Raw genomic sequence first — 25,017 nt, 5'->3', positions numbered from 1 at the left:
CTCACCGCAGCTTCAGCGTGGAAAGGCCGACCAGGGCGAGCACCCCGGCGATGATCCAGAAGCGGATGACCACGGTGGACTCGGCCCAGCCCTTCTTCTCGAAGTGATGGTGCAGCGGCGCCATGCGGAAGACGCGCTTGCCGGTGAGCTTGAAGGAAGCGACCTGGACGATCACCGACACCGTCTCCAACACGAACAGCCCGCCGATGATCGCCAGCACGATCTCGTGCTTGGTCACCACCGCCACCGCGCCCAGCGCACCGCCCAGCGACAACGATCCGGTGTCGCCCATGAAGACCATGGCCGGCGGCGCGTTGAACCACAAAAAACCGATGCCGGCGCCGATCAGCGCCCCGCAGAACACCGCCAGCTCGCCCGCGCCCGGCACGTGGTGGATCTGCAAATAATTGGAGAAGATCGCGTTGCCGGTCAGATACGCGATCAGGCCGAAGCAGCCCGCCGCGATGATCGACGGCACGATGGCGAGGCCGTCCAGCCCGTCCGTCAGGTTCACCGCGTTGGAAGCGCCGACCATGATGAAGGCGCCGAACGGGATGAAGAACCAGCTGAGCTGGATCATGAAGTCCTTGACGAACGGCACCGCGACGCCGCCGGACAGCGCCGGGGGTTCCAGCACCATGATCAGCGCCGTCGCCGCCGCGCCGATGCCGATCTCCCAGCCCAGGCGGAAGCGGCCGGACAGGCCCTTGGTGTTGCGCTTGGTCAGCTTCAGGTAATCGTCGCCGAAGCCGATCAGCCCATAGCCCACCGTCACGAACAGCACGATCCAGGTGTACCAGTTGGTCAGATCCATCCACAGGATGGTGCTGATCGCCACGGCGATCATGATCATCAGGCCGCCCATGGTGGGCGTGCCCTTCTTCTTGAAATGCGTCTCCGGCCCATCGGCGCGGATCGGCTGCCCTTCGCCCTGCTTGTGCTTAAGCCAGGAGATGAGGCGCGGGAAGAAGACGAAGCTGATGACCAGCGCCGTGATCACCGCCCCGCCGGTCCTGAAGGTCAGGTAGCGGAACAGGTTGAACGGCGTGAAGACGTCCGACAGCGGGAAGAGGAGGTTGTACAGCATGCGCGCGCTCAGCCCCGCTGACCGTTGACGGCGGCCTTGTCAGGCCCAGGCCGGGTTGAGAAATTGCCCTGGTCGAGCGCGCCCAGCGCGTCCACCACCAGACTCATGCGGCTGCCGGCGGAGCCCTTGACCAGCACCACGTCGCCGCCGCGCACGTCGGCGGCCAGCAGCGCCGCAAGCGCCGCGCTGTCCTCGGCGTACTTGCCGCGCATGGGGGCGGGCAGGCGGTCCCACAGCGCCTTCATGTGCGGGCCGCAGCAGTAAACGGTGTCGATGTGCGCGCCCCGGAGCGGCGCGGACAGCCCCGCGTGCAACTGGTCGGCGCGGGTGCCCAGCTCGCGCATGTCGCCCAGCGCCGCGATGCGCCGGCCGCCGGCGCCGGGATCGACCTTGCCCAGCACCTCGATGCTGGCGGCGATGGACACCGGGCTGGCGTTGTAGCTCTCGTCGATCAGCGTGAAGGCGCCATGGGCGACCTGGATGCGCTTGCGCGTGCCGCGGCCCTTGACCGGCTGGAGCGTAGACAGTGCGCGGGCGGCCGCGGCGAGGTCGCCCCCCGCGGCGCGCACGGCCAGCAGCACGGCGAGGCTGTTCATCACCCAATGCTTGCCCGGCAGCGACAGCGAATACTGGATGCGCTCGCCCTTGAACGAGGCGGTGACGGCCGAGCAGGTGGCGTGCAGCGAATACTCCAGCAGCCGCGCGTCGGCATCCTCATGGCTGCCGAAGCCCCAGATCCGCGTCAGGCCCTGCGTGCGGGCGGCGGCGAGCAGGCGGCCGAAATGCGGGTTGTCGCGGTTCAGCACGGCGACGCCGTGCGGCGTCATGCCCTCGAAGATCTCCGCCTTGGCGTCGGCGATGGCCTCCACCGTCTCGAAGAACTCCAGGTGCACGGCCTCGACGTTGGTGATCAGCGCCACCTCGGGCTGCACCATGCGCGACAGCGGCCCCAGCTCGCCCGCGTGGTTCATGCCCAGTTCGAAGATGGCGTATTCGCTGTCCTGCGGCATGCGCGCCAATGAGAGTGGCACGCCCCAATGGTTGTTCAGCGAGCCCTCGGTGGCGAAGGTGCGCCCCTGCGCCGACAGGCAGTGGCGCAGCGCCTCCTTGGTGCCGGTCTTGCCGACCGAGCCGGTGACGCCGATGACGCGCGCCTGCGTGCGCATGCGCGCCACCCGCGCGAGGTCGGTCAGCGCCGCCAGCGTGTCCTCGACGGCCAGCAACGGCGCGTCGCCTTCCACCCCGGCCGGCACGCGGCTGACCATGGCGGCGGCGGCGCCGTTCGCCAGCGCCTGCGCCACGAAATCATGGCCGTCGAAGCTCGGCCCCTGGATGGCGACGAACAGGTCGCCGGGGGCGATCTTGCGGCTGTCGATGGACACGCCGGTGGCGCGCCACGGACGCGTCGCCTGGCCGCTGGTCGCGGCGGCGGCGTCCTCTGCGGTCCACAGGACCGGCTTTTCGGCGGTCTCGGTCATGCTCCGGCAACCTCTGCTACGGCGGTCCGGGCCTCGGCCGCATCGTCGAACGGCCGCACCTCGGTACCGACAATCTGTCCCTGTTCGTGGCCCTTGCCGGCAACCACCAGAAGGTCGCCGGGGCCCAGGCCCCGGACGGCCGCGCGGATCGCCGCGTGGCGGTCGCCGATCTCCTCCGCGGCCGGGTAGCCCGCCAGCACCTCGGCCCGGACGAACGCCGGGTCTTCGGTGCGCGGGTTGTCGTCGGTGACGATGACCCGATCGGCCAGACGGCCGGCGAGTTCCGCCATCACCGGACGCTTGCCCCGGTCACGGTCGCCGCCGCAGCCGAACACCACGACCAGCTTGGCCGAGGCGTGCGGGCGCAACGCCGTCAGCACCGTCTCCAGCGCGTCCGGCGTGTGGGCGAAGTCCACGAACACCGGCGCCCCATTGGGGTGCGTCGCCACGTGCTGAAGACGCCCCTTGACGCCGTCCAGCGTCGTCAGGGCCTCCACAGCCTTGTCCGCGTCAGCCCCCGTGGCGAGCACGAGACCCAGCGCGCACAGCGCGTTCCACGCCTGGAACCGGCCGACCAGCGGCAGTTCCACGACGACGTCACGCCCGAGGACCGTGAGGTGCAGGCGCTGCCCATGGGGCAGCGGCTCCACGCTCCGGACCGTCAGTTCGCGGCCGGCAAACCCATACCCGAACAGGCGGTGACCGCGTTGGGTACAAATCTCGGAGAGCGCATCGAACTCGGGAGAATCGGCGTTGAGCACCGCCCCGCCGCCCGGTGACAAAACGCGTCCGAACAGCTGCGCCTTGGCTGCCGCGTACGCTTCCATGGTGCCGTGATAGTCGAGATGGTCGCGCGTGAGATTCGTGAATCCCGCAGCACTGACCCGCACCCCGTCGAGTCGAAACTGCTCCAGCCCGTGGCTGGAGGCTTCCAGCGCCAGATGATCGACGCCCGCATCCTTCACCTCGGCCAGCACCTTGTGCAGCGCCACCGGGTCGGGCGTGGTCATGGAGCCGTACGTGTCCACACCGGGGCCGGTGATGCCCAGCGTGCCGAGCGCCGCCGCTTTGCATCCCAGCTTGCCCCAGATCTGCCGGGCGAACTGCACGGTGGAGGTCTTGCCGTTGGTCCCGGTCACCGCCACCACCGTTTCCGGCTGGCGCCCCTGGAACGCCGCCGCCATGCGGGCGAAGGCAAGGCGCGGCTGGTCGTCCTCGATCAGCACGGCGGTGGAACCGGCGGGCAGTACCGTCCCGCGCGGCGCCAGCACGGCGACCGCACCCCTGGCCAGCGCGCCTTCGATGAAGGCGCGGCCATCGGCCTTCACGCCGGGCAGGGCTGCAAACACAAAACCGGGCTCGACCGCGCGGCTATCCGCGGTCAGCCCGGTCACATCGCAGTCACCGACCTTCGGGTCAGTTGCGGGTAGGAGGCGGGACAGAAGCAACGGTGCTCCCCCGGGCTGGAATGGTGCCGTTGAGGTTGATGTCCACGGCGTTGTGGATATCGGGCGAATTCTCGTCCTGGGGCTGAACGCCCAGAAGCGGACCGATCTGCTTGACGATGCGGCCGACGGTGGGGGCCGCGACCCAGCCGCCGGTGGCGAAGCCGTAGGTCTTGGCGGTGGCCTTCGGCTCGTCAACCAGAACGTAGACGATGTATTTCGGGTCGTTCATCGGGAAAGCGCCGACGAACGACGACATGCGGGCGTTCTTGACGTAGTGGCGCCCCTTCTGCTTGTCGGCGGTGCCGGTCTTGCCGCCGACGACATAGCCGGGAGCGGCGGCGCCCTTGGCGGTGCCCTCGGTGACGACGAGACGGAACAGCCGGCGCATGATGTCGGAGGTCTGCGCCGACACCACGCGCTCGCCGGGGATCTCGGCGTTGGGGTCGCGCTTCAGCAGGGTCGGCGGGTGCAGGATGCCGCCGTTGATCACCGATGCCGCGGCGGTCACCGTATGCATCGGGCTGACCGAGATGCCGTGGCCGAACGAGATCGTCATGGCGTTGATTTCGCGCCACGGGTTGGGCACCAGCGGCCAGCCGTTCTCCGGCAGCTCCAGCGACGTCGGGCGCATGAAGCCCATCTTCTGCATGAAGGCGCGCTGCGTCGGCACGCCGGCGGTCAGCGCCATGCGCACTGAGCCGATGTTGGACGAGTGCTGGAAGATCTCGGCCACCGACAGTGCGCGGTGCAGGTTGTGGTAGTCGCTGATGGTGAAGCGGCCGATGGAGATGCCCTTGGAGGCGTCGAACATGTCGGTCGGGCGAACCTTGCCGGATTCCAGCGACATCGCCGTGTTGAAGATCTTGAAGGTGGAGCCCATCTCGAACACGCCGAGCGTCGCCCGGTTGAACAGCGTGTCCTGGTCCAGCCCGGTGGGATCGTGCGGGTCGAAGTCGGGCAGCGATACCATGGCCAGCACTTCGCCGGTCCGCACGTCGAAGATCATGCCGGCGGCACCCACCGCGTGGAACTCCTCCACCGTGGCCGACACTTCCTTTTTCAAAATGTGCTGGAGGCGCAGGTCGAGCGACAGTTGCAGCGGCTGCGGGTCGTTGCGCAGGCGCTTGTCGAGGCCGCGCTCCAGCCCGGCCAAGCCGTTGTTGTCGATGCCGGTGTAGCCCACCACGTGCGAGGTCAGCTTGCTCGCCGGGTAGAAGCGCCGCTCCTCGCGCTCGAAATACAGCCCGGGCAGGCCCAGCCGGTGCACCTGCGCCTGCTGGCGCGGCGTCAGATTGCGCTTGATCCAGACGAAGCGCTTGTCGCTGGAAAGCTTGTCGTAGATGTCCTTGTAGTCGAGGTCGGGCAGGGCGCTGACCAGCTTGCGCGCCGCTTCCTTGGCGTCGATGACCACCTTGGGGTCGGCGTGCAGCGAGGCGGTGGCCAGCGAGGTCGCCAGCAGATTGCCGTTGCGATCCACAATGTCGGCGCGGCCGACCGGCGGGGCGTGCGCCTCGGCCGCCAGGGTCTGGCGCGGCTCGGCGCCGCTGCGCAGCAGGGTGGCGTCGATCAGCTTGCCGCCGATGGCGAGGAAGGCGAGCGACACGACGGCCGCCGTCACCATCAGGCGGTTGCGGCTCTGCTCCAGCGCCACGGTCAGCGAGCTGCGCGGCTTGCTCACCGTCGGCGCGGTCGCGTAGACCGCCGCCAGGGGATCGTAGCCGAGCGGCGCGTCGCTCATCGAGTGCCTCCGAGGCGGGCGATCATCACACCCAGAGAGTCGGTCTTGGTCGGGGCCGGCGGCTTGACGTTGGCCGGCACGAGGTTCTTCGGCGGCGTCAGGGTCTGCGGCGACTGCTGCGGCTTGACGACAGCCGGCTGCGCCTTCGGCGCCACCTTGACGGAAGCCGGTTCGACGACAGCCGGAGCCGGGGCGGGCGACGACGGGGCAGGGGCCTTGGCCGGCGCGGGCGCGGCCTTGACGACGGCGGCAGTGGTGGCGGTCTGCGGCGCGCGCACCAGCCCGGCCATGGGCGGCAGCGGCGGCGCCACCTCCGGCACCGGGGCGGGGGCCGGTCGCATGGGGATGATCTCGGCCGAGGCGAGGAACTGACGGGCGTCGGTCGGGCGCAGGCTGAGGTGCGTGCGCGCCATGGTCTCCAGGCCCGACGGGTCGTTCAGATAGCTCCACTCCGCCTTGAGAATCTGGATGGATTCCTGCTCGGCGACGATCTTGCGGTTCAGCGAGGCGAGCAATTCCTCGCGTCCCTGCACCTGATAGCTGGTCTGGAAGAGGACGGCCCCGGCGACCCCGGTCAGGCCGAGCCAGATCAGAGCGGATTTGCCCTTCATGCCGCCTCCTTTTCGGACGCCGGGAACGCCGGCGCCTCGGTGCGTTCAGCCGCGCGCAGCCGGGACGAGCGCGCGCGGGGGTTTGCTTTCTGCTCCGCCTCGCCCGGTGAGACGGGCTTCCTGTGGATCAGGCGGAACGACGGTGTGCGGTGATCGCCAGCCATCGCCGGCGCGTGCCGGGACGGCGATGGGGGAGGGGAGGAGCGCGTCTTCAGGAACGCCTTGACCTCCCGGTCCTCCAGCGAATGGAACGAGACGACGGCCAGCCGGCCGCCGGGCTTCAGCATGCGTTCGGCGGCGACGAGGCCGCGGCGGATCTCGCCCAGTTCGTCGTTCACGTGGATGCGCAGGCCCTGAAAGGTGCGGGTGGCCGGGTCGATGCCGTTCTTCCCGCTCTTGGGCACCACGCCGCGGACGATGTCGGCCAGTTGCCCGGTGCGGGTGATCGGCGCGTCCTTGCGCGCGGCCACGATGGCGCGCGCGACCCGGCGCGCCATGCGTTCCTCGCCGTAATGGAAGACGATGTCGGCCAGTTCCTCTTCCGACGCGGCGTTCACCACATCGGCGGCGCTCGGCCCATTGCGTCCCATGCGCATGTCGAGCGGGCCGTCGAAGCGAAAGGAGAACCCCCGCTCGGCCTGATCGATCTGCGGCGAGGAAACCCCGAGATCGAGCGCCACGCCGTCCACCGACTCGACCCCGTGGTCCTCCAGCAGCGTGTCCATCGCGCCGAAGCGGCCCTCGACGACGTTGAGCCGGCCGGGGTAGGCGAGGGCGAGCGCCCTGCCCCGCTCCACCGCCTCCGGATCGCGGTCGATGCCCCAGACCCGGCAGTCCGCCGCGTCGAGGATGGCGCGGCTGTAGCCGCCGGCCCCGAAGGTGCCGTCCACATAGACGCCGCCGTCACGCGGAGCGAGTGCTTCGACCACCTCGGCCAGCAGGACCGGGGTGTGCAGGGGGGACGCGGTGGTCATGCACCCTCCCCTCGCGCCGCTGCGCCGCGCGATGCCTTGGCGACGATCTGGCTGAGCGAAATGTCCTTGCGCACGACCTGCTCGCGCAGCGTGTCCTCGTGCGCCTGGAGCGCCTTGGGCTCCCACACCTGGAAGGTCTTGCGGCGGCCGATGAAGGAGGCTTCCTCGGTGATGCCGGCGAATTCGGCCAGCGACGGCGGCAGCGAGATGCGGCCCTCGTTGTCGAGGGACACCGGGATCAGCTTGCCGAAGATGAAGGTCTCGATCATCTCGCGCTCGTCGGCGTCGAGATCGGGGGACTCAAGGCTCTCGGAGAGGATGTCGATGTAGTCCTGGTCGGCGCCTTCCAGCGCCTGATGGTTCAGCGAGGGCCACAGATAGACCGTTCCCGCCGCCGACGTCTTGGCAAGGGACTGGCGGAACTGCGCCGGAATCGAGACGCGCCCCTTCCTGTCGACCTTGTTGACGTATGTGGACAGAAACATGGCCATCGGCCTGGTCGACTCCCCCTAGGACTCCCACCGCGACACCCTTGCCGCGGCCCCTGACCCGAACGCCCGCCACCCCCGAAGGGGTACCCTGAGTGGGCAGGAATACCCTATTCTCTGGGTGTCTCTGGGATAGCATGGGATTGCATGGGCGGTCAACGGGGCCAGAGTAATGGGGCGGGGGTGTCAAGAGTTTTCGCCCGATGTGTTGCTTCCACGCAAATAGGTGATCGGCATTTGAGGAACTTCGCAATATTCCAGCGCCTTATCCGCCTGTGGATAACTTATCCACAGAAGGTTCCGCGAATGTTCCTAAAATGAGCCTGCGTGAGCACCTGAGATATCATTGCTCGCACGCGAAACATACTGCCCGTTCGGGCTATGCGCCGGGGGTAGCCTTGGCGGTCCAGCCATGGGATGGCATGGGAAAGCGCGCCAAGATATCCACCGGCTGTGGATCGTTGTGGGGATAAAAGTGCCAGACGGCCTGTAAGCCGGGTTTTGTCCCCGGGTTGCCCCGGTGGATGGTCATTCGTCTGGGACGCCCGTTACCGGACGCCTCGCGCGACCAACCCGGACGACAGCGCGGAAACACGCTTGGCGCACAACGTCCTTGCGGACGTCTGAACCCGGTCGTCCCTATTCGGTCTTGCTCCCGGTGGGGTTTACCTTGCCACCCCCGTTACCGGGGGCGCGGTGCGCTCTTACCGCACCCTTTCACCCTTACCTGCGGCACTAGGCCGCAGGCGGTTTGCTTTCTGTGGCACTTTCCCTGGGGTCGCCCCCGCCGGCCGTTAACCGGCACCGTGTTTCCGTGGAGCCCGGACTTTCCTCCCCCAGCGCGAAGCTGAAGGCGACCATCCAGCCGTCTGGCACGGCGCCTGTTTATCGCTCCGAGTCGCGGGATGCAATGGGCGTGGCGGAAATTCCCAGATCGACGTTGGCGTAGAGCAGGGCCAGCGGCTGTGCATAACCGATGCTGTCGAGGCGCAGCACGTCCTCCGCCTCGGTCAGCAGGTCCACCTGCCAGCGCGTGCCGTCCTCCAGGCGCCGGTGGACCTCGCCGTACAGCCGTTCCGAATGGACGAGAACGATCTCCTGCACGCTGGGGATCGCGCGGTAGACCGGCAGCTTGACCTTGCGGTCGTCGGCCTCGGTGGAGGGCGACAGGATCTCGACGATGATGAGCGGGTTGGGGACGGCGTACTGCTTCGGCTCGTGCGGCGAGCAGGTCACCGCAAGATCCGCCTGGAAGTAGTTGCGGATGCTGTTCGGCTTGAGAATGCCGGCCTCGGAGCGGACGTGGCAGGGCGGGCGGGCATCCAGCGCATTGCCGATGTGGCGGCCAATGTTGGCCGCGATGATCTGATGGGCGCCATACGTGGGAGCCATCGCCACCGGCACGCCATCAATCAGCTCATAGCGGGTGTCGGTCCCGTCGTCCCAGACGAGGAACTCGTCCACGCTCATGCGCTTGTAGGCGAACTCCGACATGACGCGCCCCCGATTTGGCCGGATCGGTAAAGACTATAATGTAGGCCCGATGGGCGATAGCGCTATCGCCCCGTCACCCGCACCAGCGCCCGTAGCCTCCGCACCGTCTCCGCATCCGCTTCTCCGGTCAGGCACTCCGGTGCAAAGTGGCGCTGGAACGACAACAGCGCCCGCGGGCACGCCGTGTCGTACCCATAGCGTCCCAGCAGTTCCGTCACCTCTCCCCCAGTGAAAGCCCCCTCGTCCGCCTGGGACGGCATGGGCCAGATCCCGACGCCCACCCGCGCCAGCCTCACCCAGTCGAACAGCTCGCCGGGGTCTTCCTTGCGGGCCGGCGCGATGTCGCTGTGGCCGAGCACGTTCTCCGGGCGAATCCCATGGCGTCCCATCACGGCCACGCACAAGTCCTCGACGGCGTCCATCTGCACGCCCGGAAACGGCCGGTAACCGAACTCGTGGCCGGGGTTGACGATCTCGATGCCGATGGAGCGGCTGTTGATATCCCCGCCGCCGCGCCACGAACTCACCCCGGCGTGCCACGCGCGGCGGTCCTCGGGGACGTGAGCGTAGATCGTGCCATCCTCGTCCACCGTATAATGAGCGCTGACCTGCGCCGCCGGGTCGCACAGACGGCTCAGCGCGTCGGCCACCGTCGGCATGCCGGTGTAATGCAGGATCAGCAGCTCCGCCCCCACGCCATCCGGCCGCGGCCCGTGGTTGGGGGAGGGGAGGTCGAGAATGCGCATCGCACCCCTCACGTCAGATTGGTCACCTTGTCGTTCACCACGCGCGGCACCTTCAGCACGATGATGCCGACGCCCGCCACCGTCAGCAGGCCGCCCACCACCAGCGTCCAGGTCACCGGCTCATCCAGCAGCACCACGCCGGACAGCACGCCGAACAGCGGGATCAGCAGCATGAACGGCACCGCCTGATTGACGTCGTAGCGCCGCATCAGACGATACCACAGCCCGTACGCCACGATGGTCGCCAGCACGGCGATGTAGAACAGCGCCCCCCAGCCGGCCCAACTGGCGCTCCGCACCGCCTGCCACTGCCCGTGCTCGAACAGGCCGGACAGGATCAGCAGTTGCGGGGCGGCGAACAGCGCCATCCAGGCGTTCAGCGCGAAGCCGTCGATGTTGCCCAGGCGCTTGATCTGCACGTTCGCCGCGGCAAACGCGAAGCTGGCGGCCACCACCAGCCCCAGCGCCCACAAACTGCCGCCCAACCGCGGCTCCCCGGCGATCAGCAGCACGCCGGCAAACGCCACCAGCATGCCCAAGGCGCGTTTCCAGCCCAGCCGGTCCTTGAACACCAGCGCCGCCAGCAGCGAGGCGAACGGCACCTGCAACTGCGCCACCACCGAGGCGGTGGCCGCGTCGATGCCCTTGATGCCGTTGAACATCATGGGAAAATGGATGGTGCCGAGGATCACCGACAGCACAAACACACCCAGCACCCGTCCACGCGGCATGCGCACGAACGGCAGCAGCAACGCCGCGACCAGCACGAAGCGCATGCCCATCAGGAACAGCGGCGGAAAGTCCAGCAGCGCGACCTTGGCGACGCCGAAGTTGATCCCCCACAGCGCCACCACGACCAGCGCCACCAGGAGGTCGAGCGGGCTCATCCGCGCCCGCCTTCCAACTCCTCGCGCAGGGCTTCCAACTCCAGCCAGCGTTCCTCGGCGGCCGACATCTCGGTCTGCCGGGCGTGCAGCGTGTCGGAGGTCTTCTGGAACTTGGCCGGGTCGCGGGTGAACAGGTCCGGGTCGGCCATGGCCGCTTCGAGTTTGGCGATCTCCTTGCCCAGCTTGTCCATCCGGCCGGGCAGCTCGTCCAGTTCGCGCTGGTCCTTATACGTGAGCTTGCCGCGCGCCTTGGGCGCTGCCGTCTCCGCGACCGGCTTCGGCTTCGCCGCGGCCGCAACCACGGATGCCTTGGCCGCCGGCCGCTGCACCAGATAGTCCGAATACCCGCCGGCATACTCGGCCGCCGTGCCGTCGCCCTCCAGCACGATGGTGCTGGTCACCAGCCGGTCGAGGAAGTCGCGGTCGTGGCTGACCAGCAGCAGCGTGCCCTGATAGTCGCCCAGCACGTCCTCCAGCAGGTCCAGCGTGTCCATGTCCAGATCGTTGGTCGGCTCGTCGAGGATCATCATGTTGGACGGCCGGGCGAACAGCCGGGCCAGCAGCAGCCGGTTGCGCTCGCCGCCGGACAGGCTCTTGACGGGAGAGTCGAGCTGGCGCGTGTCGAACAGGAAGTCCCGCATATAGCCGGCGACGTGGCGCGGCTGGCCGTTGACCATCACCTTGTCGCCGCCGAACGGGCACAGCACGTGGCGGATCGTCTCCTCCGGGTCCAGCCCTTCGCGGCGCTGGTCGAAATAGGCGGTCTCCAGGCTGGTGCCGAGCTTCACCGTGCCGCTGTCCGGCTCCAGTTGCCCGGTCAGCATCTTCAGCAGCGTCGATTTGCCCGCCCCGTTCGGCCCGATCAGCCCGACGCGGTCGCCGCGCAGGATGCGGGTGGAGAAGTCGGAGACGATCACCTTCCGCCCTTCATCGCTGTCGAACGCCTTGGCAATGTTCTTCGCCTCGATGACCAGCCGGCCGCCGCGCTCGGCCTCGGCGATGGCGAGCTTGGCCTGCTGGCCGCCCTTGATCTGCTCGGAGCGGTCGGTGCGCAGCTGCATCAGCGCCCGCACGCGGCCCATGTTGCGGGTGCGCCGGGCGGAGATGCCCTCGCGCAGCCACTTCATCTCGCCCTCGATCTTGCGGTCGAGCTTCTGCGCGGCGATCTCGTCGGCGGCGAACACCTCGGCCTGCCACTCCTCGAACTGCGCGAAGCCCCTTTCCGAGACGCGCACCCCGCCGCGGTCCAGCCACAGCGTGCGCTTGGCGAGGTGATTGAGGAACGTCCGGTCGTGGCTAATCAGCAGCAGCCCGCCGCGGAACGCCTGCAACTCCTCCTCCAGCCACTCGATGGTCGGCAAATCGAGGTGGTTGGTCGGCTCGTCCAGCAGCATGACGTCGGGCTCGCCGACCAGCGTGCGGCCCAGCGCCGCGCGCCGCGCCTCACCGCCCGACAGCGTCATCGGGTCGAGGTGGCCGGCGACCTGCACGTGGTCGAGCACGGCGTCCACCCGGTGCGACTCGTCCTGTTCGGGCGCCGGCAGGCCGGCGGCGACGTAGTCGTGCACGGTGGCGAAGCCGGTGAAATCGGGTTCCTGCGGCAGATAGGCGATGCGCGCGCCGGGCTGCACGAAGATGGAGCCGCCATCGGCGTGCGTGATGCCGGCCAGCACCTTCATCAATGTGGATTTGCCCGAACCGTTGCGGCCGACGAGGCACGCCTTGTCGCCGCGGCTGACGGCGACGTCGACGTTTTCGAACAGCGGCCGACCGCCGAAGGTGACGGACACGCCCTGGAGAGCGACGATGGGAGTGGGGGGAGCCATGGAGCGGTCACGTGGGGAAGCGGGCAGGGGAGGAGTGTGTATACCCTCCCCGCCCGCGTCCGGCGACCCTTACCTACGCACAGGCGCCCTGCCGAGGGCTCAGGCGTTCTCCTTCACCTTCTGGCCGGCTTCGGTGTTCGGCTGCGGCGTATCCGGCTTTTCCGGTGCGGCCACCTGCTGCTCGTTCATTTTGAAGCCGAAATAGGTGCCGTGGCTGATGCCGGTCAGGGCCAGCAGTTCGGGCGAAAGCTCCGGCATGCTGAGCGTGCGCGCCACCTCGTAGAGGAAGGCGATGCCGAGCACCCCGGTCCAGACCAGAAGCTGCAACCGGTGCGCGCTCATGCCGTGGGCGTCGGTCAGGACGTCGTCGATGAAGCCGTTCGAGGTCGGATAGATCTCGTTCTGCAAACGCTTCATCCGGGCAAGCAGATCCCGCGTCTCGGTCGTGTCCTCGTCGACGATGACGGGCTGAGCCGTGAGGGAAAAGTCCGGCTTTTTCGCGACAACCAGTGCCGCGAGATCACGGTACGCCTTACCGTAGTCCTTCCGGCGATCATCGTCGTCGCTCGGCCGGCCGGACTGCACGAACGACAGCACCGACGCGCCGCCGACGATGCCCATGAGACCCATCGTCCCGGCCGTGATGGTGTCCATGGCGCCCGTGGCGACGAGAATGGCGGCGTAGGACCACACGACAATGACGGTCCACCAGACGAGCTGGGTGCGCGACAGGCTGTAGGTGCGCTTGAAATTCCTAGGCAGCGGCACGCCCTCGACGGGCTCCGGGACCGGATCGCGCGAGACGCCGAAGGCCAGCGCAAAGATGAACAGGCCGGCCGCGAGGACGAAGGCCACCGCGTCGATCGCGGCGATGCTCCATGGGGTGACGGTGACGTCCTTGCTGTCGCTGCCCGTGGCGAAGGTGCCGTTGGTCGTGCCGAACGCCAGATCGACGGTGCGGTTCGTGATGAAGCTGAGGCTACCCAGCGCCATCTGCCACGCCTTTCGGCGGTTCTTGCCGTCGTCGCCGCTGCCGGCGATGGAGGTCAGGGCGTGGCCGGCGAGGGCGCCGTCCTTGTCGCAGTCGAACCACGCGCGCGCACCGGGAATGGGCTGGCCGTTGGCGAACAGCACGAGGTTCTGGCCCGTCAGGTCCTTCACCCGCGCGTCGCAGCCCGGACTGGCCGGCTTGCCCAGATTGACGTCGGCACGCGCCCCAAGCAGCAGCGCCCCATCGGCGCGCGCCGTTCCGGCGGCGAAAACGAACACCATCAGGAACAGAAGTGCGGACAGAAGCCTCTGCATCATGGGATGACTCTCCAGGGCATACGATTGCGTGAAATGGTGCAAATCGCTTCAATTCTATGCCGAGCAGGAGAGCAAAGATAACCGCCGAGCGCAACGCGCACGCGATGTCACTGCGTCGGACAGCCTTTCATCGTGGCATGCTGGTTGGCATCACAACGAGCGACGATCATGGCGACGCCGATCAAGTGCCGAAGGTTGGTGTATGGCGAAACCGGAAGCGCCTCCCGCCCTTTCGCCTATCGTGGATTGCTACTCTTTGTCGCGTCGGCTGTAACGTCTTGTTTTTCTTTGTTTTCTTCCTGCGGTGGCCATCCCTGGCTCTGTGGTGCCTTGATATACCGTGACCCTTCATGGATGACGGCTTCACCAAGCATTCGAGCGGACCAAAGGCGACGGGCATCGCCTTTAACGGCAGGATCAGGAGAGTGATCGTAATCCACGATGGCGACGCGCGCCAGAGACTCGGCCTCCTCCAGGCGCTGATACGTCTGATCCGGCTTGAAGGTTGCCAGCAGACCCGCCGATACGGCAGCTGCCACAGCCGTGGTTGCGCGCACAGCTTCGTTGGGAAATATTTCCTTGACCGCGACGATGGCGGCCAAGACAACGGATACAGTGGTCAGCGTGTAAGTCTGTATCTGCGCAATTTTCTTGAATGAACTCCACCAGTTGATCGTGCAGTTCACTTCATATTTTATGTCGTTGACGTAGGGGCCGCAATCTACCCAGAGCACCATTGCGTATGCGGCGGCTCCGGACATAATAACGACCATGGCTATTATGACAAGCCACGGTATCCATACCCATTTTCGATCATTGCCCATGAGTCGATCTCGTCGGTAGAGTGGGGCAAGGCCTCATTCGCGCAGCCAGATTGTAATGCAAGTATGTCCGCTGTGTGAAGGCGCAGCATTGGCTATGTCTTTCCGGAGAGCAAGCTTGTTCATGCGGAGCGCGCATCGGTTATTGCGCGCATACTGTGGTATGCGGCCGATCAATCGTGATCGGACTTTAAAGCGGGATGTGGCCCTATGCCCGACCCGCACTCACGCCGGCTGGCGTTCCTTGCGGATGCGCGTGTAGGCGGCGTTGATGGCCGCCATCTTCTCGGTGGCGAGATCGAGGAACTCCTGCGGCAGGCCCTGCGCCATCAGGCGGTCGGGGTGGTGCTCCTGCACCAGCCGGCGGTAGGCCGTCCTGACCGCGTCGTCATCGGCGTCGCGCGCCACGCCCAGCACCGCGTACGGGTCGGCGTCGGGCCGCCCGCACAGCGCGCAGTGCTCGGCCAGGATGCGCTGCATGTCGGCCTCGGTGAAGCCGAAGATCGTCGCCACCTCGCGCAGATAGCCAAGTTCGGCCTCGTGCACCTCGCCGTCCGCTTCGGCGATGCGCAGCAGGCTCTCCAGCAGTTCCTCCAGCACCGGGTCGCGCTTCTGGAACAGGTCGGCGACCTGCCGGGCGTACACTTCGAACCCCTGCGAATCGCGGCGCGCCAGATCGAAGACGCGGCCGACGTTCTTCATCTCGTCCGGCGGCACCTGGAACGCGCGCTTGAACGCCTCCACCTCGACGCGCCGCACCACGCCGTCCGCCTTCGCCAGCTTGGCCGCCAGCACGACGACGCCGATGGTGAAGACGACGGACTTTGTCCCATCCCCTTCCGCCGGCCCGCACGGCCCCAAGCGGTCCACCGCGTGCCCGGCGACCGCGCCCAGCAGCGCGCCCAACGGTCCGCCGATGGCGAAGCCGGCCGCCCCGCCCAGGATCTTGCCCCAGATGCTCATGTCGTCGCTCCCTCGCGCCGCGCAGCATACCGGCGGGGCGGCGGGCCGCCAACTGTGGCGGTTGCGTCACACACAACCCTGCATCCCTCCCGTGGGGCTGGAACTCCCTGGTGAACGCCTATGTTGCAGTGCAATATAAATTCGAGCCAGCGGCGAAGACCGTGGCCGGACCTGGGGGCGAACGCTCGGAAACGTGTGTCACCGTGACGGCAACGTGAGAGCAGGAACCATGCCAGTCTATCGCAAATTGCTGCCGGCGGAGCATCACCGCTACCCCGGCCATCTGCTTCGCCTGGACCGGACGGACCGCTACGCGCGCTTCACCGGGACCGTCTCGGACGCGGTCATCGAACGGCACGGCGACACCCTGGACTGGCGGCGGACCATCGTCGTCGGCGGCTTCCACCAGGGCGAACTGCGCGGCGCGGTCGAGCTGTGCACCGACCGCATGCTCTGGCCGCACGACGCCGAACTGGCGATGAGCATCGAAAAGCCCTTTCAGGAGCAGGGGATGGGCACCGCGATGGTGCGCTGCGCCCTGACCATCGCCCGCAACCGGGGAATCGAGCGGGTCCACATGCTGTGCCTTGCCGACAACCGGCGCATGCGCGCACTCGCCAGCCGTTTCGGCGGGACCATGGAACGGGACGGCGGCGAGGTGACCGTCACCATCACCCTGCCGCCGCCCAACCAGTTCTCGCTGGCGCTGGAGGCGTTCGAGGCCGGAGCAGGGGCGTTCGGCGCCGTGCTCGACCAGTGGCAGGCCGCCGGCCCGGATCTGGCCGCCGCGTGACGGGCGGCCGCACCCGCACACATCACTTCTTGCTCATATTTAAGGTGAGGGTATTTTTGTTTCCGCATTGTTGAACATTCGTACGCAAACCGGTATCGTGACTTTCGCAATAACGGGAATGTGCGGTACGGCGTGATCAAGGCATCTTCGGCGAAAGCGACGGCGGAATTGCTCGACGCGCTGTTCCGGCGCTACCACGTGGAGGCTTTCACCGGCGGCCTGAACCCGGCGCAGTGGGCGGCTCTGCGGTTTTTCTCGCGCGACCTCACCGACAGCAGGACGGCGGTCTCGCTCGCCCGCTACCAGGGGGTGAGTCGCGCCAGCGCCAACGACACGGTGCGCGCCCTGGTGCGCAAGGGTCTGCTCGCCCGCGTGGTGTCGGCCGAGGATGGCCGGCGGCAGGAGGTCTCGGTCACCGAACAGGGCGTCGAGGCGTTGCGCGGCGATCCCCTGGGGCTGCTGGTCGAGCCCATCGGCGCGTTGCCCGAAGACGTGCGCAACGACTTCACCGACATCGTCTCGGACCTGCTGGCCGCCATGCCCGCGCCGACGCGCGGCAACCGCTAGACCGGCCCCGAAAAGACCGCGATAGAAAAAGTCGCGGCGGGCGGTAGAACAGCACGACTATTCGCGCGGCTACGATTTTTGGTCGTTCCTGGGGGGCGACGCGTCTGCCGGGTTGACCTGGGCTCGCCAATCGCCACACTCCGTGCCGGACACCGGGGAGAGTGGGTATGAGCACGAGCAGTGTGAAGGGCGACGCCGGCCGCTGGCAGTTCTGGATCGACCGCGGCGGCACCTTCACCGACATCGTGGCGCGGCGGCCGGACGGCGCCGTGCTGACGCACAAACTGCTGTCGGAGAACCCCGAGCACTACCCCGACGCCGCGGTGCAGGGCATCCGCGACCTCTTGGGCCTCGCCGTCTACCAGCCGATTCCGGCCGAGGCGGTCGAGGCGGTGAAGATGGGCACCACCGTCGCCACCAACGCTCTCCTGGAGCGCAAGGGCGAGCAGACGCTGCTGCTGATCACCGAGGGCTTCGCCGACCAGCTTCGCATCGGCTATCAGGCCCGCCCAAACATCTTCGCCCGGCGAATCGACCTTCCCGAACTGCTGTACGAGCGCGTCGTCGAGGTGCCGGAGCGGCTGCGCGCCGATGGCACGGTGCTGCGCCCGGTGGAACTGCGCACCGTCCGACTCGCCCTGGAGCAGGCCCACCGCGACGGCTTCCGCTCCTGCGCGGTGGTGCTGATGCACGGCTACCGCTTCCCCGACCATGAGCGGCAGGTGGCGGCGCTGGCACGCTCGCTGGGCTTCACCCAGGTGTCGGTGAGCCATGAGGTGAGCCCGCTGATGAAGATCGTCGGGCGCGGCGACACCACGGTGGTGGACGCCTACCTGTCGCCGATCCTGCATCGCTACGTCGATCAGGTGGCCCGCGAGCTGAACGGCGTGCGGCTGATGTTCATGCAGTCGAACGGCGGGCTGACCGACGCGCGCTTTTTCCACGGCAAGGACGCCATCCTCTCCGGACCGGCCGGCGGCGTGGTGGGCGCGGTGCGCACCGCGAAGATGGCCGGCTTCGACCGCGTCATCGGCTTCGACATGGGCGGAACCTCCACCGACGTGACGCACTACGCAGGCGACTACGAGCGCGGCTTCGAAACCGTGGTGGCCGGCGTGCGCATGCGCGCGCCGATGATGCACGTCCACACCGTGGCGGCCGGCGGCGGCTCGATCTGCGTGTTCGACGGCGCGCGCTTCCGCGTCGGTCCCGAGAGCGCCGGGGCCAACCCCGGCCCGGCGTGCTACCGCCGCGGCGGGCCGCTGACGGTGACCGACTGCAACGTCATGGTCGGCAAGCTGCACCCCAATTTCTTCCCGCGCGTCTTCGGCGCGGACGCCGACCAGCCCCTGGACGCCGACGTGGTGCGCGCGAAGTTCACCGACCTCGCCGCCGAGATCCGCGCCAAGACCGGCCGCGACCTGACGCCCGCCCAGGTGGCCGAGGGCTTCCTGACCATCGCCGTGGACAACATGGCGAACGCCATCAAGAAGATCTCCGTCCAGCGCGGCTACGACGTCACGCAATACACGCTGAACGGCTTCGGCGGGGCGGCCGGGCAGCACGTCTGTCTGGTGGCCGACGCGCTGGGCATGACGCGCGTCTTCCTGCACCCGCACGCGGGCGTTCTGTCGGCCTACGGCATCGGGCTGGCCGACACGGTGGCGATCCGCGAGCGCGCGGTTGAGGCGCGCCTGGACGCCGCCCTGATCCCGGCGCTGACCAAGGCGCTCGACGCGCTGGAGGCCGAGGGCCGCGCCGAGCTGACCCGCCAGGGCGTGGAGGAATCGCGCACCTCCGTGCTCCGCAAGGCGCTCTTGAAGGTCGAGGGTTCCGACACGCCGCTGGTCGTCGCGTTCGGCCCGCTGGCGGCCATGCAGGCTGCCTTCGAGGCGGCGCACCGCCAGCGCTACGGCTTCATGATGGACGGCAAGCCGCTGGTGGTCGAATCGGTCCAGGTGGAGGCCATCGGCCACACCGAAACCGCCGACGACCCCGACCTCCCCGTCTCGTCGTCCAACGCGCTGCCGCGCCGGCTGGCGACGCTGACCGTGCACACCGGTGGACAGTCGCGCGAGGCGCCGGTCTACGACCGCGACCAGTTCGCCCCCGGCAACCGCGTCTTCGGTCCGGCGGTCGTCAAGGAGAAGATCGCCACCACCATCATCGAGCCAGGCTGGATGGCGGAAGTGACGCGCAAGAACCACCTCGTCCTCACCCGCGTCGAGGCGCTGCCGGCGCGCACGGCGCTGGGCACCAAAGTCGATCCGGTCATGCTGGAGGTGTTCAACAACCTCTTCATGTCCATCGCCGAGCAGATGGGCTTCACCCTGGAGAAGACCGCCTACTCCGTGAACATCAAGGAGCGGCTGGACTTCTCCTGCGCGCTGTTCGACGCCGATGGCGGGCTGATCGCCAACGCGCCGCACATGCCCGTGCACCTCGGCTCCATGGGCGAGAGCGTGCGCGCGGTCATCGAGGCCCGGCAGGGCAGCATGGCGCCCGGCGACGTGTACATGCTGAACGACCCCTACCACGGCGGCACCCACCTGCCGGACATCACCGTCATCACGCCGGTGTTCGACGACGCGGGCGCGGAGGTGCTGTTCTACGTGGCGAGCCGCGGCCACCACGCCGACGTCGGCGGCGCCACGCCGGGCTCCATGCCGCCGGACAGCCGCACCATCGACGAGGAAGGCGTGCTGATCGACAACTTCCTGCTGGTCGAGGGCGGTACCTTCCGCGAGGCGGAAACCATCGAGCTGTTCACCGCCGGCCCGCACCCCGTGCGCAACGTCCAGCAGAACCTCGGCGACCTCAAGGCGCAGATCGCCGCCAACGAGAAGGGCGTGCAGGAACTGAAGCGCATTTCCGCGCAGTTCGGCCTGACCACCGTGCGCGCCTACATGCGCCACGTGCAGGACAACGCCGAGGAGCAGGTGCGCCGCGCCATCGACGTGCTGAGCGACGGCCGCTTCGCGCTGGTGCTGGACAACGGCGCGGTGATCCGCGTGGCGATCTCCATCGACAAGGAGGCGCGCTCGGCCAAGGTGGACTTCACCGGCACCAGCGCGCAGCTGTCCAGCAACTTCAACGCTCCGAGTGCCGTGTGCCGGGCGGCGGTGCTGTACGTCTTCCGCACGCTGGTGGACGACGAGATCCCGATGAACGAGGGCTGCCTGAAGCCCATCGAGATCGTTATCCCCGACGGCTGCATGCTGAAGCCCCACCACCCCGCCGCGGTGGTGGCCGGCAATGTCGAAACCTCGCAGTGCATCACCGACGCGCTGTACGGCGCACTCGGCGTCATGGCGTCGGCGCAGGGGACGATGAACAACTTCACCCTGGGCAACGAGCACCACCAGTACTACGAGACGATCTGCGGCGGCTCCGGCGCCGGTCCGGGCTTCGACGGCACGTCAGCGGTGCACACGCACATGACCAACTCACGCCTCACCGACCCCGAGGTGCTGGAGTGGCGCTTCCCGGTGCTGGTGGAGAGCTTCCGCATCCGCGCCGGTTCCGGCGGGGCGGGCACGTGGCATGGCGGCGACGGCGTGGTGCGCCGCGTGCGCTTCCTGGAGCCGATGACGGCGGCGATCCTGTCCAACCGCCGCCTCATCCCGCCCTTCGGCCTGAAGGGCGGAGCACCGGCCCTGGCCGGCCGCACCTGGGTGCAGCGCAAGGACCACAGCGTCGAGGAACTCGGCCCCACCGACAAGGCGGCGATGCAGGAGGGCGACGTGTTCGTCATCGAAACGCCGGGCGGCGGTGGGTACGGGGAGGTGTAATCGGAAAGGCCGTTACATCCTGTCGCATGGACAATTCGCGTTCACGACGGATAGTTGCGCGTATGAAGAAAACCGATCCCTCCCTGGAGGAAGTCCTCCGCAATCTTCGCGCGGTGTTCGAGGCCGAGAAGGAGATTGCCGAGGAAAGCCGCGTCATCGAGGCCGGGCAGGGCGAGCTGAAAGTGCAGCTTGGCCGGCTGGAGGCCCTGCTCGCCGACATTCTCGACGGGCAGGCGGAACTGCGCGCGCGGCTCGGCGCGCTGGAGAGGGGGGATCGCGACCTCGGCCGGCTGGAGGATCTGGTCTTGCGGCTGGTGGCGCGTCTGCCGCTGGCCGGCTTGGCGGGCGAGCCGGCGCAACCGGACGGGGTGAACTGATCCGGTCGTGCGGAACGCTTGCCAGAACCGCGGGATTCTGACAGGACTACAGTCCGAAGCCGCCCGGAGTCGGCCTTTCTATGCCGGGTCGAACGGAACACACCCCGCACAGTGTTGCATGGTGTTCCAAACTGTTCCATTCGCGGGGGACGCAGCCGTGTGCGCGTCCCGCTTGCCAGCCTTCGCAACCGGCCTTAGCTTCCTGGTAAGACCAGACACGCCAAGAACCAAAGCGGAGGGAATCCCATGTCCGTCGTCACCGCGCCGCCGCGCGCCGCCCCCAGCGAGGATGCGCTGGCCGAGCTGCGGGCTCTGCTGGGCGACCGCCTGAGCACCTCGGGCGCGGTGCGCGAGCACCACGGCAAGGACGAATCCTACCACCCCATCATGCCCCCCGACGCCGTGGCCTTCGCCACCTCCACCGAGGAGGTCGCCGCTATCGTCAAACTGTGCGCCAAGCACCGGCTGCCGGTCATCCCGTTCGGCACCGGCACCTCGCTGGAGGGCGGCGTGGCGGCGATGAACGGCGGCGTTACCATCGACGTCTCCGGCATGAAGGACATCCTGCGCGTCAGCCCCGAGGATCTGGACGTCACCGTCCAGGCCGGCGTGACCCGCAAGCAGTTGAATGAGCATTTGCGCGACACCGGCCTGTTCTTCCCCATCGACCCCGGCGCCGACGCTTCGCTGGGCGGCATGGCGGCGACGCGGGCGTCGGGCACCAACGCCGTGCGCTACGGCACCATGCGCGAGAACGTGCTGGGCCTCACCGTGGTGCTGGCCGACGGGCGAATCATCAAGACCGGCGGGCGCGCCCGCAAGTCGGCCGCCGGCTACGACCTCACCCGCCTGTTCGTCGGCTCGGAAGGCACGCTGGGCATCATCACCGAGGTGACGCTGCGCCTCTACGGCATCCCCGAGGCGATTTCCGCCGCGGTCTGCCCGTTCGAGGACGTGCGCGGCGCGGTGGACACGGTGATCGCCACCATCCAGTCCGGCATCCCGGTGGCGCGCGTTGAGTTCCTCGACGAATTGCAGATGGAGGCCATCAACCGGCACTCCAAGCTGAGCATGGCGGTGAAGCCGACGCTGTTCTTCGAGTTCCACGGCACCACCCGCGGCGTCGAGGAGCAGGCGGAGATGGTCGGCGCCATCGCCCAGGAAAACGGCGGCCTGGAGTTCGAATGGGCGACCCGGCCGGAGGACCGCTCCAAGCTGTGGGCGGCGCGGCACGACGCGTATTACGCGGCGCTGGGGCTGCGGCCGGGCTGCAAGGGCTGGCCGACCGACGTGTGCGTGCCGATCTCGCGCCTCGCCGACGCCATCCTGGAAACCAAGGAGGATCTGGCGGCGTCGTTCCTGATGTCGCCGGTGGTCGGGCATGTCGGCGACGGCAACTTCCACCTCGTCTTCCTGGTCGATCCCGACAAGCCCGAGGACATGGCCGAGGCCACGCGCCTCAACAACCGTCTGGTCGAGCGCGCGCTGGCGATGGGCGGCACCTGCACCGGCGAGCACGGCATCGGCTACGGCAAGATGGCGTTCCTGGCCCAGGAGACGGGCGAGGCCTACAGCGTCATGGGCGACGTCAAGACGGCGCTCGACCCGCTGAACATCATGAATCCCGGCAAGGTGGTGCGGGTCTGAGGGGGGCGAGTTCTTCCAGTTCGGCATCGGTGAACAGGCGCGAGCGGGCGAGGAAGCGCAGCCCCTCGGGCGCTTCGAGCGAGAAGCTGCCGCCGCGCCCCGGCACCGCGTCCACGATGAACTGGGAGTGCGCCCAGTATTCGTAGTGGTTCGCCCCCATGTAGAAGGGGCAGCCGGCGATGTCGCCGAGCCGCAGGTCACCGTCGCCGAGGTGGAATTCCCCTTCGGGGTAGCACATCGGCGCCGAACCGTCGCAGCACCCGGCCGATTGGTGGAACATCAGCGGTCCGTGCACCGCCTTCAGCCGCTCGATCAAGGCCACCGCGGCAGGGGTGACCGTCACACGTTCGACCATGCTCGCCTCCGATGAAAAAACGGCCGGGAACCGTGAGGCTCCCGGCCGAGTGCACCCGTTGAAACCGTCCGAGGTTTTTCGGGATCAGAAGAAGCCCAGAGCGTTCGGGCTGTAGCTGACCAGCAGGTTCTTGGTCTGCTGGTAATGGTCGAGCATCATCTTGTGCGTCTCACGGCCGATGCCCGACTGCTTGTAGCCGCCGAACGCCGCGTGGGCCGGGTAGAGGTGATAGCAGTTGGTCCACACGCGGCCCGCCTGGATGGCGCGGCCCATGCGGAAGGCGCGGTTGCCGTCGCGCGTCCACAGCCCGGCGCCCAGGCCGAAGGCGGTGTCGTTGGCGATCTCCAGCGCCTCGGCCTCGTCCTCGAAGGTGGTGACCGACACCACCGGCCCGAAGATCTCCTCCTGGAAGACGCGCATCTTGTTGTGGCCTTCCAGCACCGTCGGCGTCACGTAATAGCCGCTCTCCAGCTCGCCGCCGAGATGGGCGCGCTCGCCGCCGATCAGCACCTTGGCGCCTTCGGCCTTGCCGATCTCGATGTAGGAGAGGATCTTCTCCAGCTGCTCCTGCGACGCCTGGGCGCCGATCATCGTGCTGGGATCGAGCGGGTGGCCTTGGCGGACCTTAGCGACGCGATCCACGGCACGCTCGATGAAGCGGTCGTAGATCGACTTCTGGATCAGCACGCGGCTGGGGCAGGTGCACACCTCGCCCTGGTTCAGCGCGAACATGGCAAAGCCTTCCAGCGCCTTGTCGAAGAAGGCGTCGTCCTCGGCCATCACGTCGGCGAAGAAGATGTTGGGCGACTTGCCGCCCAGCTCCAGCGTCACCGGGATGATGTTCTCCGAGGCGTACTGCATGATCAGCCGGCCGGTCGAGGTCTCGCCGGTGAAGGCGACCTTGGAGATCCGCTTGGAGGTGGCGAGCGGCTTGCCGGCCTCGACGCCGAAGCCGTTGACGACGTTGAGCACGCCCGGCGGCAGCAGGTCGGCGATGAGGTCCATCAACACCAGGATGCCCATTGGCGTCTGCTCGGCCGGCTTCAGCACGATGCAATTGCCGGCGGCCAGCGCCGGCGCCACCTTCCAGGCTGCCATCAGCAGCGGGAAGTTCCACGGGATGATCTGGCCGACGACGCCGAGCGGCTCGTGGAAATGGTAGGCGTAGGTGGTGGAGTCGATCTCGGCGATCGAACCTTCCTGGGAGCGGATGCAGCCGGCGAAGTAGCGGAAATGATCAATGGCCAGCGGCACGTCGGCGGCGCGGGTCTCACGGATCGGCTTGCCGTTGTCCAGCGTCTCGGCCAGCGCCAGGATCTCGGCGCGCTCTTCCATGCGGTCGGCGATGCGATTGAGGATCAGCGCGCGCTCGGCCGGCGAGGTGCGGCCCCAGGCATCCTTGGCCTTGTGCGCGGCGTCCAGCGCCAGTTCCACGTCGGCGGCCTGCGAGCGGGCGACCTCGCACAGCGGCTTGCCGGTGATCGGGGTCAGGTTGGTGAAATAGCGGCCGTCCAGCGGCGCCACCCATTGACCGCCGATGAAATTGTCATACTTCGGCCGGATGGCGATGGACTTGTTCAGCGTCTCGAGAGCCTGGTGCAGCATGGCGGTCCCACCG

General features: G+C 67.9%; 21 protein-coding genes and 1 other RNA gene. 5 read left to right on the top strand and 17 right to left on the bottom strand.

The genetic code is table 11. The features are described from left to right. Position 1: 1 nt before the first annotated feature. From mraY to ACSVDD_RS20070, 15 genes are all read right to left on the bottom strand, one after another. Positions 2-1,087, bottom strand: coding sequence for a phospho-N-acetylmuramoyl-pentapeptide-transferase (gene mraY / locus ACSVDD_RS20140; RefSeq protein ID WP_448191178.1), 1,086 nt, complete (start codon positions 1,085-1,087; stop codon positions 2-4). A gap of 8 nt (positions 1,088-1,095) precedes the next feature. Next, positions 1,096-2,565 (bottom strand): UDP-N-acetylmuramoylalanyl-D-glutamyl-2,6-diaminopimelate--D-alanyl-D-alanine ligase, encoded by a 1,470-nt coding sequence (locus ACSVDD_RS20135; protein WP_448191177.1) that lies wholly within the window; start codon positions 2,563-2,565, stop codon positions 1,096-1,098. After that, a complete protein-coding gene (locus ACSVDD_RS20130) occupies positions 2,562-4,013 on the bottom strand; it encodes a UDP-N-acetylmuramoyl-L-alanyl-D-glutamate--2,6-diaminopimelate ligase (RefSeq protein ID WP_448191176.1) in 1,452 nt (483 codons plus the stop codon). The genes ACSVDD_RS20135 and ACSVDD_RS20130 overlap by 4 nt, the downstream gene beginning before the upstream one ends. After that, positions 3,982-5,751, bottom strand: a complete 1,770-nt coding sequence (locus tag ACSVDD_RS20125) for a peptidoglycan D,D-transpeptidase FtsI family protein (RefSeq protein WP_448191175.1) — start codon at positions 5,749-5,751, stop codon at positions 3,982-3,984. Before ACSVDD_RS20125 ends, ACSVDD_RS20130 begins: the two co-directional genes overlap by 32 nt. Further along, entirely contained in the window at positions 5,748-6,362 is a 615-nt protein-coding gene (gene ftsL, locus ACSVDD_RS20120; RefSeq protein WP_448191174.1) for a cell division protein FtsL, read from the bottom strand. Before ftsL ends, ACSVDD_RS20125 begins: the two co-directional genes overlap by 4 nt. Next, complete coding sequence (gene rsmH / locus ACSVDD_RS20115; protein WP_448191173.1) at positions 6,359-7,336, bottom strand: 16S rRNA (cytosine(1402)-N(4))-methyltransferase RsmH; 978 nt, start codon at positions 7,334-7,336, stop codon at positions 6,359-6,361. Before rsmH ends, ftsL begins: the two co-directional genes overlap by 4 nt. Beyond that, the gene (locus tag ACSVDD_RS20110) at positions 7,333-7,827 is read right to left on the bottom strand and encodes a division/cell wall cluster transcriptional repressor MraZ (protein WP_448191172.1); all 495 of its coding nucleotides are present in this window, start codon (positions 7,825-7,827) and stop codon (positions 7,333-7,335) included. The genes rsmH and ACSVDD_RS20110 overlap by 4 nt, the downstream gene beginning before the upstream one ends. A gap of 471 nt (positions 7,828-8,298) precedes the next feature. Next, an RNA gene (gene rnpB / locus ACSVDD_RS20105) (RNase P RNA component class A) lies at positions 8,299-8,697 on the bottom strand. A 12-nt stretch (positions 8,698-8,709) separates the two neighbouring features. Next, entirely contained in the window at positions 8,710-9,318 is a 609-nt protein-coding gene (locus ACSVDD_RS20100) for a Uma2 family endonuclease (protein ID WP_448191171.1), read from the bottom strand. 62 nt (positions 9,319-9,380) lie between these two features. Continuing rightward, entirely contained in the window at positions 9,381-10,064 is a 684-nt protein-coding gene (locus ACSVDD_RS20095) for an N-acetylmuramoyl-L-alanine amidase (protein ID WP_448191170.1), read from the bottom strand. A gap of 8 nt (positions 10,065-10,072) precedes the next feature. After that, positions 10,073-10,951 (bottom strand): DMT family transporter, encoded by an 879-nt coding sequence (locus ACSVDD_RS20090; protein WP_448191169.1) that lies wholly within the window; start codon positions 10,949-10,951, stop codon positions 10,073-10,075. Continuing rightward, entirely contained in the window at positions 10,948-12,777 is a 1,830-nt protein-coding gene (locus ACSVDD_RS20085; protein WP_448191168.1) for an ATP-binding cassette domain-containing protein, read from the bottom strand. Before ACSVDD_RS20085 ends, ACSVDD_RS20090 begins: the two co-directional genes overlap by 4 nt. 99 nt (positions 12,778-12,876) lie before the next feature. Further along, positions 12,877-14,085, bottom strand: a complete 1,209-nt coding sequence (locus ACSVDD_RS20080; RefSeq protein ID WP_448191167.1) for a hypothetical protein — start codon at positions 14,083-14,085, stop codon at positions 12,877-12,879. 236 nt (positions 14,086-14,321) lie between these two features. After that, positions 14,322-14,909: a hypothetical protein gene (locus ACSVDD_RS20075; RefSeq protein ID WP_448191166.1), complete on the bottom strand. Its 588-nt coding sequence runs from the start codon at positions 14,907-14,909 to the stop codon at positions 14,322-14,324. Positions 14,910-15,131: 222 nt separating this feature from the next. Then, entirely contained in the window at positions 15,132-15,869 is a 738-nt protein-coding gene (locus ACSVDD_RS20070) for a TerB family tellurite resistance protein (protein ID WP_448191165.1), read from the bottom strand. Between the two features lie 229 nt (positions 15,870-16,098). On the opposite strand from ACSVDD_RS20070, the gene ACSVDD_RS20065 reads away from it, so the two are divergent. The 5 genes from ACSVDD_RS20065 to ACSVDD_RS20045 all read left to right on the top strand — a co-directional run bounded on the left by ACSVDD_RS20065 (position 16,099) and on the right by ACSVDD_RS20045 (position 23,044). Beyond that, the gene (locus ACSVDD_RS20065; protein WP_448191164.1) at positions 16,099-16,662 is read left to right on the top strand and encodes a GNAT family N-acetyltransferase; all 564 of its coding nucleotides are present in this window, start codon (positions 16,099-16,101) and stop codon (positions 16,660-16,662) included. A 132-nt stretch (positions 16,663-16,794) separates the two neighbouring features. Beyond that, positions 16,795-17,229, top strand: coding sequence for a MarR family winged helix-turn-helix transcriptional regulator (locus ACSVDD_RS20060; protein ID WP_448191163.1), 435 nt, complete (start codon positions 16,795-16,797; stop codon positions 17,227-17,229). Positions 17,230-17,396: 167 nt separating this feature from the next. Then, positions 17,397-21,020, top strand: coding sequence for a hydantoinase B/oxoprolinase family protein (locus ACSVDD_RS20055; RefSeq protein WP_448191162.1), 3,624 nt, complete (start codon positions 17,397-17,399; stop codon positions 21,018-21,020). 62 nt (positions 21,021-21,082) lie between these two features. Beyond that, positions 21,083-21,397 carry a hypothetical protein gene (locus tag ACSVDD_RS20050; protein WP_448191161.1) on the top strand — a complete coding sequence of 105 codons (315 nt, stop codon included), beginning with the start codon at positions 21,083-21,085 and terminating at the stop codon, positions 21,395-21,397. 246 nt (positions 21,398-21,643) lie between these two features. Beyond that, complete coding sequence (locus ACSVDD_RS20045; protein WP_448191160.1) at positions 21,644-23,044, top strand: FAD-binding oxidoreductase; 1,401 nt, start codon at positions 21,644-21,646, stop codon at positions 23,042-23,044. Here ACSVDD_RS20045 and ACSVDD_RS20040 read toward each other — a convergent pair. Together ACSVDD_RS20040 and adh are read right to left on the bottom strand one after the other, a co-directional pair. Then, positions 23,013-23,399, bottom strand: coding sequence for a DUF779 domain-containing protein (locus tag ACSVDD_RS20040; protein ID WP_448191159.1), 387 nt, complete (start codon positions 23,397-23,399; stop codon positions 23,013-23,015). The genes ACSVDD_RS20045 and ACSVDD_RS20040 overlap by 32 nt on opposite strands. 84 nt (positions 23,400-23,483) lie before the next feature. Continuing rightward, a complete protein-coding gene (gene adh, locus ACSVDD_RS20035) occupies positions 23,484-25,004 on the bottom strand; it encodes an aldehyde dehydrogenase (protein WP_448191158.1) in 1,521 nt (506 codons plus the stop codon). Positions 25,005-25,017 lie beyond the last annotated feature (13 nt).

This window comes from Azospirillum terrae, from assembly GCF_053470425.1.
This window is presented reverse-complemented; position numbering and strand designations above follow the sequence as displayed.